The following is a 9,246-nucleotide window of genomic DNA, read 5'->3' on the forward strand; positions in this document are numbered from 1 at the left end:
ACAGCGTCCCGTGGCCCGCGGACAGTGAGTCTGACTTCACGTTCGCCACCGCACGCTGGCGTTACGGTCGACGTGCATGGCCGACAGGTCCCGTTGGCGCCGGCCCGCTGCGCCCGGCTTCGCCGCGCTTGCGACCGACGCTAGGCTTTTCACCCGTGTCCCAGATCTCCCGTGACGATGTAGCTCACCTGGCCCGATTGGCCCGGCTGGCGCTGACCGATGCCGAGTTGGACGGATTTGCCGGCCAGCTTGATGCGATCCTGACCCATGTCAGCACGATTCAGGCCGTCGACGTCACCGGCGTCGAGGCGACCGACAACCCGCTCAAGGCCGTCAACGTCACCCGGCCCGACGAGATCGCCGACGGGCTGACCCAGGACCAAGCGCTGGCCGCCGCACCGCGCGCCGAAGACGGCCGCTTTGCGGTGCCGCAGATCCTGGGGGAGAGCCAGTGAGTGCGCTGATCCGGTCCGACGCGGCCACCCTGGCGGCCAAGATCGCCGCCCGCGAGGTGTCCTCGGTCGAGGTCACCCGCGCCCACCTCGACCAGATCGCGGCCACCGACGATCGGTACGGAGCCTTCCTGCACGTCGGCGCCGAGGAGGCCCTGGCCGCAGCGGAGGCCGCCGACAAGGCGATCGCCGCCGGCGAGGCGCCGTCGGCGCTGGCCGGAGTCCCGTTGGCACTCAAAGACGTGTTCACCACCGTCGACGCGCCCACCACCTGCGGATCGAAGATCCTGGAAGGCTGGCGGGCCCCCTACGACGCGACCGTCACCGCGCGACTGCGCGCAGCGGGAATCCCGATCCTGGGCAAGACCAACATGGACGAGTTCGCGATGGGCTCGTCGACGGAGAACTCCGCCTACGGTCCGACCCGCAACCCGTGGGACGTCGAGCGGGTGCCGGGCGGCTCCGGCGGCGGCAGTGCCGCGGCACTGGCCGCATTCCAGGCGCCATTGGCCATCGGCACCGACACCGGCGGCTCGATCCGCCAGCCGGCCGCGCTGACCGCGACGGTCGGCGTCAAACCCACTTACGGCACCGTGAGTCGCTACGGGTTGGTGGCGTGCGCGTCCTCGCTGGACCAGGGTGGACCGTGTGCACGCACCGTGGCCGACACCGCGCTGCTGCACTCGGTGATCGCCGGGTATGACCGGCGCGACTCCACCTCCCTGGATGTAGCGGTGCCCGACGTCGTGGGTGCCGCCCGCGCCGGGGCCACCGGTGATCTAGCGGGCGTGCGGATCGGGGTGGTGCGTCAGCTGCACAGCGGCGAGGGCTACCAGCCGGGCGTGCTGGCCTCGTTCAATGCCGCCGTCGAACAGTTGAAAGCGCTGGGCGCGCAGATCTCCGAGGTGGACTGCCCGCACTTCGACTACTCGCTGAGCGCCTACTACCTGATCCTGCCCTCGGAGGTGTCATCCAACCTGGCCCGCTTCGATGCGATGCGGTTCGGGTTGCGAGTCGGCGACGACGGCACGCACAGCGCCGAGGAGGTGATGGCGCTGACCCGGGCGGCCGGCTTCGGCCCGGAGGTCAAGCGCCGCATCATGCTCGGCACCTATGCGCTGTCGGCGGGCTACTACGACGCCTACTACAACCAGGCACAGAAGGTGCGCACGCTGATCGCCCGCGATCTCGACGAGGCGTACAAGAGCGTGGACGTACTGGTCTCGCCGACAACGCCCACCACGGCGTTCCGGCTTGGGGAGAAGGTCGACGACCCGTTGGCGATGTACCTCTTCGACTTGTGCACGCTGCCGCTGAACCTGGCCGGACACTGCGGGATGTCGGTGCCGTCCGGGCTTTCCGGCGACGACGGGCTGCCGGTGGGCCTGCAGATCATGGCGCCGGCGCTGGCCGATGACCGGCTGTACCGGGTGGGCGCGGCCTACGAGGCCGCCCGCGGGGTGCTTGCCAGCGCGATCTAGGCGGCCGGGGCTGGTCAGAACTGACTGGCCAGATCCGCGAGTTGGTTACCGAGGTCGTCCCAGCCGATCGAGTTGAACGGTGAGCCTTCCTGGCTGAGCAGCCGGCCAAGGTCGAGCTGGTAGCCGCCGGTGGCGGCGCCGACGGGACCCCAACATGCCCCCTGGCGCGGGCCGTGCGCGTTCTGTCCGATTCGGCGTCCGCTCCCCGGCGGCACGTGGCACCCGGCAAGATGGGGACATGCGGATCGGAGTACTCACCGGCGGCGGTGACTGTCCCGGGTTGAACGCGGTGATCAGGGCGGTGGTGCGCACCTGCGACTCCCGCTACGGCTCCACGGTGGTCGGGTTCCAAGACGGCTGGCGCGGCCTGTTGGAGAACCGGCGCGTCCAGTTGGCCAACGACGACCGCAACGACCGCCTGTTGGCCAAAGGCGGCACCATGCTCGGGACCGCCCGGGTAAACCCGGACAAGTTGCGCGCCGGCCTGGCTCAGGTGAAGCAGACCCTGGATGACAACGGCATCGATGTCCTTATCCCTATTGGCGGTGAGGGCACCTTGACTGCGGCGCACTGGCTGTCGCAGGAGAACGTCCCGGTGGTCGGGGTGCCTAAGACCATCGACAACGACATCGACTGCACCGACGTCACTTTCGGCCACGACACCGCTCTGCAGGTCGCCTCCGATGCAATCGACCGGCTGCACTCCACCGCCGAATCTCACCAGCGGGTCATGCTGGTCGAGGTGATGGGCCGTCACGCCGGCTGGATCGCGCTCAACGCCGGCCTGGCCACCGGCGCGCACATGACATTGATTCCCGAACAGCCCTTCGATGTCGAAGAGGTCTGTCGGCTGGTCAAGCAGCGCTTCCAGCACGGGTCGTCGCACTTCATCTGTGTTGTCGCCGAAGGGGCCAAACCGGCTGCCGGTTCGATGGAGCTGCGGGCCGGCGGCGTCGACGAGTTCGGCCACGAGAGGTTCACCGGTGTCGCCGCCCAGCTGGCTGTCGAAATCGAGAAGCGGGTCAAGAAGGAAGTCCGCACTACGGTGCTGGGCCATGTGCAGCGTGGCGGCACCCCGACCGCTTACGACCGCGTGCTGGCAACGCGCTTCGGCGTCAACGCCGCTGACGCCGCCCACGCCGGCGAATACGGAATGATGGTGTCGCTGCGTGGTCAGGAGATCGGCAGGGTGGCGTTGGCCGACGCGGTCCGACAGCTCAAAGTGGTGCCGCAGAGCCGCTACGACGATGCGGCCGCGTTCTTCGGCTGACTCGCGCGTGGCGTGACAACGTCGCGAAAGGGCTTCACAATGGTGAGGTTGTGCTTCGTGTTGCCTGATGGATCAAGGCTGGGGGTGGGATATGAGAACGATGGTGTTGTCTGCCGCGGTGTTGTGCGGTCTGCCGATGGGGCTGGTGCCGTCGATACCGGCCCACGCCAGCGGTGACCTGATCGGCGATTACATCACCGATCACGGTGGCGATGTGTGCGCCTTCATCAACGACCAGCCGAATCTGGCGGGCGTCAAGCACGCGGTCAGCCACATTCTGGCGACCAGTGGCATGCCCGCAGACCAGACGGGGCGACTGCTGGCCGGGTCAGTCATAGCCGACTGCCCGGAGGATGGCCCGCTGGTCGACGAATTCGTCTGGTACGAAAGACATCGCGAACAGAGCAACTCCGGCGTCGGCGTAACACTGGGACCCTGATCGCCGGCTCGGTCAAGTGGCCGGTAGCGGTCACAGGTCGCTGGGGTCATCGGGCACGTCGACGGCGTAGTCCGCCAGTACCTCGAGGCTGACCACGTCCAGCGTGCGTTCATGGGTAGCGGCCAGCACCACCGGTGCGGCGCAGCCGTCGCGGTGGGCTCGCAGCCAGTTCAACGCGGTCACGCACCAGCGGTCTCCGGGCGTCAGCCCCGGGAATCGGTAGGCGGGCATCGGCGTGGACAGGTCATTGCCGATAGCGCGCTGGTGTTCCAGGAATTCGCCGGTGACGACGGCGCAAATTGTATGCAGGCCAATGTCCTCGGGACCTGATGAGCAACAGCCGTCGCGGTAGAAGCCGGTGATCGGGTCGCTGCCGCACGGCTCCAGCGGGCCGCCCAGTACGTTGCGGTCGGGCATGTGGCTCAGTCTAGGACGGTGTCACCTACCGTGAGGTATGACCGAGCGGAACCGTGAGCGGCTGTGGGCGCATATCGACGGCATCTACCGGAAGATCTGCGAGCACCCGTTCGTCACCGGGCTGACCAAGGGGACCCTGGGGCGCAACCAGTTTCGCTACTACCTCGTGCAGGACGGGCACTACCTGCGCGGGTACGCCCAGGCGTTGGCGAGGTGTGCGGCCAAGGCGCCGATCGCATCGGAGCTGACCATGTTCGCCGAGCACGCCGGCGCGGCGATCACCGCCGAAGCGGAACTGCATGCCGGGCTGCTGGCCGATCTGGGCCTCGACGTTGATGCTGCCGCGGCACTGCCGATCGCCCCGACGACCCAGGCCTACACCAGCTACCTGCTGGCGATCACCGCATCAGGCTCCTACACCGAGGCCGTCGCCGCCGTGCTGCCCTGCTATTGGATCTATGCCCGGGTGGGGGAGCACCTGCAGCGCCACGGTTCGCCGGAGCCACTGTTCCAGCGCTGGATCGACAGCTACGCGGGCCAGGAGTACCAGGCGGTGGTCGAGGCCGTACTGGCCGTTACCGATCGGATCGGCGCACATGTGCCGGCTGCGGAGTGGGAGCTGATGCGCCGGCATCTCCACACCGCCGCGCGCTACGAATGGATGTTCTTCGACGCCGCCTACCGGATGGAGGACTGGCCGGTGTGATCAAGGACCGGCTGACGGGGTCACCTAGACTTTGCGCCATGACCGCTGCTGTCGCTGAACTGCTCGATTACGACGACGTCGTCGCCCGCTTCGACCCGGTCCTGGGCCTGGAAGTGCACGTCGAGCTGTCCACGGCCACCAAGATGTTCTGCGGATGCTCGACGGCGTTCGGCGCCGAGCCGAACACCCAAGTGTGTCCGGTGTGTCTGGGCCTGCCCGGCTCGCTGCCGGTGCTCAATGCCACCGCGGTCGAATCGGCGATCCGGATCGGGTTGGCGCTCAACTGCGACATCGCCTCCTGGTGCCGGTTCGCCCGCAAGAACTACTTCTATCCCGACCAGCCGAAGAACTACCAGATCTCTCAGTACGACGAACCGATCGCATTCAACGGTTACTTGGATGTGCCGCTGGAGGACGGGTCGGTGTGGCGGGTGGACATCGAGCGCGCCCACATGGAGGAGGACACCGGCAAGCTCACCCACGTCGGCAGCGATACCGGTCGCATCGAGGGCGCCAGCGAATCTCTGGTCGACTACAACCGGGCCGGCGTGCCGCTGATCGAGATCGTCACCAAACCGATCACCGGTGCCGCGGAACGTGCACCGCAGATCGCTCGGGCTTATGTGACCGCGTTGCGGGATCTGCTGCGGGCCTTGGATGTTTCTGACGTGCGGATGGACCAGGGTTCGATGCGCTGCGACGCCAACGTATCGCTGAAGCCCACCGGCGCAGCTGAATTCGGCACCCGGACCGAGACCAAGAACGTCAACTCCCTCAAGAGTGTCGAGGTGGCGGTGAGCTACGAGATGCGACGCCAGGGCGCGGTGTTGACCGCAGGGGGCACGGTCGTTCAGGAGACCCGGCACTTCCACGAAGCCGGCTACACGAGCCCGGGCCGGGCCAAGGAGACCGCGGAGGATTACCGCTACTTTCCTGAACCCGACCTGGAGCCGGTGGCGCCATCGGTGGAGCTGGTCGCCGAACTACGGGAGACCATCCCGGAACTGCCGTGGCTGGCCCGCAAGAAGATCCAGGAGCAGTGGGGCGTCTCCGACGAGGTGATGCGCGACCTGGTCAACGCGGGGGCGGTTGAGTTGGTGGCCGCCACCGTGTCGGCCGGAGCATCCAGCGAGGCGGCCCGGGCCTGGTGGGGAAACTTCCTGGTGCAGAAGGCCAACGAGGCCGGTGTCGAACTCGACGCGCTGGCTATCACGCCCATGCAGGTGGCTGCCGTGGTGGCGCTGGTGGAATCCGGCGAGCTGTCCAACAAGTTGGCCCGGCAGGTGGTCGAAGGGGTGCTCGCCGGCGAGGGGGAGCCCGCCCAGGTGATGGCCGACCGAGGCCTGGTCGTGGTGCGTGACGACTCGGTGATCCAAGCGGCGATCGACGAAGCCCTGGCTGCCAATCCTGATGTCGCCGAGAAGATTCGGGGTGGCAAGGTGCAGGCTGCCGGCGCCATCGTCGGTGCGGTCATGAAGGCCACCAAGGGTCAGGCCGATGCCGCCCGGGTGCGAGAACTGGTGTTGGCCGCCTGCGGCGGATAGTTCCCGGCTGTCTCAGCCGGCGATGGCGCCGCGAGTCTGCGGCAGGTGCCGGGAGCCTTGGTGGGCGCGGTGGTCGAAAATGAACTGCAGCCACCGAAAGTCGATCAACATTGCGTGTTCATCCTTTCGCTCGTCGGGTGAGCATTCGGCGGCGGTGACGTGCTGTGTGAGTCACTGCTTTCGACCCGTTGAAACCCAAGGTAAGGCCGATATTTAAGGCGTCCGGGCGGAGTCAGTAATACTTCTGTGAGAACCGATTGGTGTTGGCTGGCGCTGACCCGGCGGCGCTGACCGCAGCGGCTGGCGAAAAGAAAACCGCACCGTGCGGCCCCGGCGGAGCCACACGGTGCGGTTGAGCGAATGTCAGAGAAGCCCGTCCAGGATGTCGCTGGCGCCGTCCCAGCCGAGGGCCATCGCGATGGACTGGGAGAAAGCCACCATGGAGGCGATCGGCCCGACCGCGATTCCCGGCAGGTCGAAAAGATCCATCGGCTCGCCCAGCGCATCGGTTCCGGTGCCCATGCCGATGGCATCGAAGATCGAGCCACCCGCGCTGAGCAGCCCGCCCACGTTCAGATTCAGCTCGGTGATGTATGTGGGCAGGTCGAGCAGCGGCAGGGTGGGCAGGGTGGTCCCCAGCTGGTCCAGGATCGGCATCAGGTCGACCTCGCCGTAGCCGTTGAGGTAGGCATTGACGAGGTTGGCCGGTATGTCGGTCCGGTTCACCACCGGTCAGCGCCGTGGAGATGTCGGCGAGGTCCTCGTGGAACTGCAGCACCGGGCTGAGCATGGTGCCGACCTGACCGATGGCGATACCGCTCAGCGGGGAACCAGCGAAGTTCAGCACTGCCGCTAACAGGGGCACCGCACTCTCGTCCAGACCGAGGGATTCGGCGATGCCCGGCAGGATGGTCGGGTCGGTCAGCGTCTGGAACAGGCTGCTGTGATCCATGAAGCCGGCGAGCACGGCCTGCCGGGCCAGTTTGTCCGACATTTCTTGGACGGTCGTTAATCACCAGATGAAAACGGGACGGGGCCGAGCGGGCCTCAAACCTGAGACAAATCCATTACTCCCATGGCTGTTTTCTTGGTGATTTCATAGCGTGTCGCGTCATGCGCTCAATCGTGTCGCGACCGCGGATGAATTCGGTGCCCGTCTAGTGAGTCTGTCCCGCCGTAGTTTTCTTCAGGCCGGACTGGCCGCGACCGCGGTCGCAGGTATGGGTTCTCGCTGGGCGCATGCCGAGCCGGCGGCGCTGCTGGCGTCGAATCCAACCGGCACCACCTTGGACGTGGTCAGCACTCCGGGCATGGCGCAAGCGGGTGGATACCGGCCGCTGGTCGCCGGCAGCGGTTGGCCGTTGTACATCCGCCAGGAGCTGGCCACCGCGGGCCCCGCGCGAGAGATGGCCCGCACCGCGTTGACGTCGTTCGTTCAGGTCACCGATCTGCACCTCACGGACGCGCAGAGTCCAGCCCGGTTCGAGTTCGTCCACCCGTTCATCTCGTCGGCCTACCGGCCGCATGAGACATTGACCACCCAGGGCGCGGTCTCGCTGGTGAAGCAACTTAACGCGCTTCCCGGCGGGCCGTTCACCGGGCGACCATTCGATTGCTTGGTCTGCACAGGCGACAACACCGACAACCGCGAACTGATCGAACTCGACTGGTTTCTGACCGTGATGTCTGGGGGCTCGATCATCCCCAACACCGGTGCCCTGAATCGCTATGAGGGGGTCCAGGTACACGGCTCGTCGGATTACTGGCTGGCCGAGTCGCCCTACTGGGACAGCTACAAGGGCAAGGGATTTCAGCAGATTCCCGGCTTTCTGTCTGCCGCGATCTCCGCACACGTCAGCCCGGGTCTGCGGATGCCCTGGTACTCGGTGGTCGGTAACCACGACGAGCAGCTGCTCGGCACCGTCCCCAACGGCCTGCTGGATTGGATGTACACCTCGCCGATCAAATTCGACCTGCCACATACCGATCCCTCGGCGATCGCCATCGCCAAGGCGCTGTGCGCCGATCCCTCGCAGCTCGGCCCGATCCTGCTGCAGCTCAAGTCCGGCGGCCCCTTCCTGCCCTCGACAGTGGACCAGCGGCGGTTGCCATTCACGTTGAGCCAGTATGTTCGTCGGCACTTCGAGCCCGCCGCCACCGGTCCCGGTCCGGTCGGGCATGGTTTCACCGATCCGGACGGGCCCACCTGGTACACCTTCCAGGTCGCGCCCGGTGTGCTCGGTATTGCGATGAACACCACCAACGATTTCGGCTTGGCGACCGGCTCGATCAACGAAAGCCAGCTGATGTTCGTTCTCGGCGAGATCGACGCGCATCCGGACCAACTGGTGATTCTGTTCAGCCACCACACCTCGCGGACGATGAACTTCGGCCTGCCGGATCCGAATCATCCCGGGGAGAAGGTGTATACCGGTGCGGCGCTCGTTGCGGCGCTGTTGGAGCGGCCGAATGTGATCGCGTGGGTCAACGGGCACACTCACACCAACGAGATGATTCCCCACAAGGGGGCCACCCCGAAGCAGAGCTTCTGGGAGATCAACACGGCCAGCCATATCGACTACCCGCAGCTGGCCAGGATCATCGAAGTCACCGACAATCGCGACGGCACGCTGAGCCTGTTCACCCCGCTGGTCGAGGCCCAGGCACCGTTCACCGCAGATCCGAGCGACCTCACTCCCACCGGTCTGGCGAGCCTGTATCGCGAGCTGTCCTACAACGATCTGCATCGCAAAGATGCCCGCCTGGGTGCCGTGGCGGATCGCAACTGCGAGTTATTGCTCGCCCATCCACTGCACTGACGCGGAAATGTCGAAGTGGCCCCCTTCGCGGGGCGGTTTCAAGGGGTCGTCGCAACACTGGTGGTTAATTGGCCAGTAGTAGATCACGCAGACGCTCGGCTGGGGTATCCCAGCCGAG

The 9,246-nt window shown here is 66.4% G+C and carries 10 protein-coding genes; 7 read left to right on the forward strand and 3 right to left on the reverse strand.

From position 1 onward, the window contains the following. Positions 1-155: 155 nt before the first annotated feature. Positions 156-455, forward strand: coding sequence for an Asp-tRNA(Asn)/Glu-tRNA(Gln) amidotransferase subunit GatC (gatC, locus tag LI94_RS08885; RefSeq protein WP_024440182.1), 300 nt, complete (start codon positions 156-158; stop codon positions 453-455). Then, positions 452-1,933 (forward strand): Asp-tRNA(Asn)/Glu-tRNA(Gln) amidotransferase subunit GatA, encoded by a 1,482-nt coding sequence (gatA, locus tag LI94_RS08890; RefSeq protein WP_046300957.1) that lies wholly within the window; start codon positions 452-454, stop codon positions 1,931-1,933. Before gatC ends, gatA begins: the two co-directional genes overlap by 4 nt. A gap of 14 nt (positions 1,934-1,947) precedes the next feature. Here the strand turns inward: gatA and LI94_RS08895 are convergent, their stop codons facing one another. Then, complete coding sequence (locus LI94_RS08895; protein WP_024440180.1) at positions 1,948-2,148, reverse strand: hypothetical protein; 201 nt, start codon at positions 2,146-2,148, stop codon at positions 1,948-1,950. Positions 2,149-2,171: 23 nt separating this feature from the next. Between LI94_RS08895 and LI94_RS08900 the strand changes: the two genes are divergently transcribed. After that, on the forward strand, positions 2,172-3,203 hold the full coding sequence (locus LI94_RS08900) for an ATP-dependent 6-phosphofructokinase (RefSeq protein ID WP_024440179.1): 1,032 nt from the start codon (positions 2,172-2,174) through the stop codon (positions 3,201-3,203). 91 nt (positions 3,204-3,294) lie between these two features. After that, on the forward strand, positions 3,295-3,642 hold the full coding sequence (locus LI94_RS08905) for a hypothetical protein (protein WP_024440178.1): 348 nt from the start codon (positions 3,295-3,297) through the stop codon (positions 3,640-3,642). A gap of 30 nt (positions 3,643-3,672) precedes the next feature. Here the strand turns inward: LI94_RS08905 and LI94_RS08910 are convergent, their stop codons facing one another. Then, positions 3,673-4,059, reverse strand: coding sequence for a DUF2237 domain-containing protein (locus tag LI94_RS08910; protein ID WP_024440177.1), 387 nt, complete (start codon positions 4,057-4,059; stop codon positions 3,673-3,675). A 37-nt stretch (positions 4,060-4,096) separates the two neighbouring features. On the opposite strand from LI94_RS08910, the gene tenA reads away from it, so the two are divergent. Further along, positions 4,097-4,765 carry a thiaminase II gene (gene tenA, locus LI94_RS08915; RefSeq protein ID WP_046300958.1) on the forward strand — a complete coding sequence of 223 codons (669 nt, stop codon included), beginning with the start codon at positions 4,097-4,099 and terminating at the stop codon, positions 4,763-4,765. A gap of 38 nt (positions 4,766-4,803) precedes the next feature. Further along, the gene (gene gatB, locus LI94_RS08920; RefSeq protein ID WP_024440175.1) at positions 4,804-6,309 is read left to right on the forward strand and encodes an Asp-tRNA(Asn)/Glu-tRNA(Gln) amidotransferase subunit GatB; all 1,506 of its coding nucleotides are present in this window, start codon (positions 4,804-4,806) and stop codon (positions 6,307-6,309) included. Between the two features lie 363 nt (positions 6,310-6,672). Here the strand turns inward: gatB and LI94_RS08925 are convergent, their stop codons facing one another. Continuing rightward, positions 6,673-7,038, reverse strand: coding sequence for a hypothetical protein (locus LI94_RS08925; protein WP_046300959.1), 366 nt, complete (start codon positions 7,036-7,038; stop codon positions 6,673-6,675). 491 nt (positions 7,039-7,529) lie between these two features. On the opposite strand from LI94_RS08925, the gene LI94_RS08930 reads away from it, so the two are divergent. After that, positions 7,530-9,128, forward strand: coding sequence for a TIGR03767 family metallophosphoesterase (locus tag LI94_RS08930; protein WP_082105706.1), 1,599 nt, complete (start codon positions 7,530-7,532; stop codon positions 9,126-9,128). Positions 9,129-9,246 lie beyond the last annotated feature (118 nt).

This window comes from Mycobacterium sp. UM_Kg27 (assembly GCF_000972905.1).
Taxonomy (GTDB): Bacteria; Actinomycetota; Actinomycetes; order Mycobacteriales; family Mycobacteriaceae; genus Mycobacterium.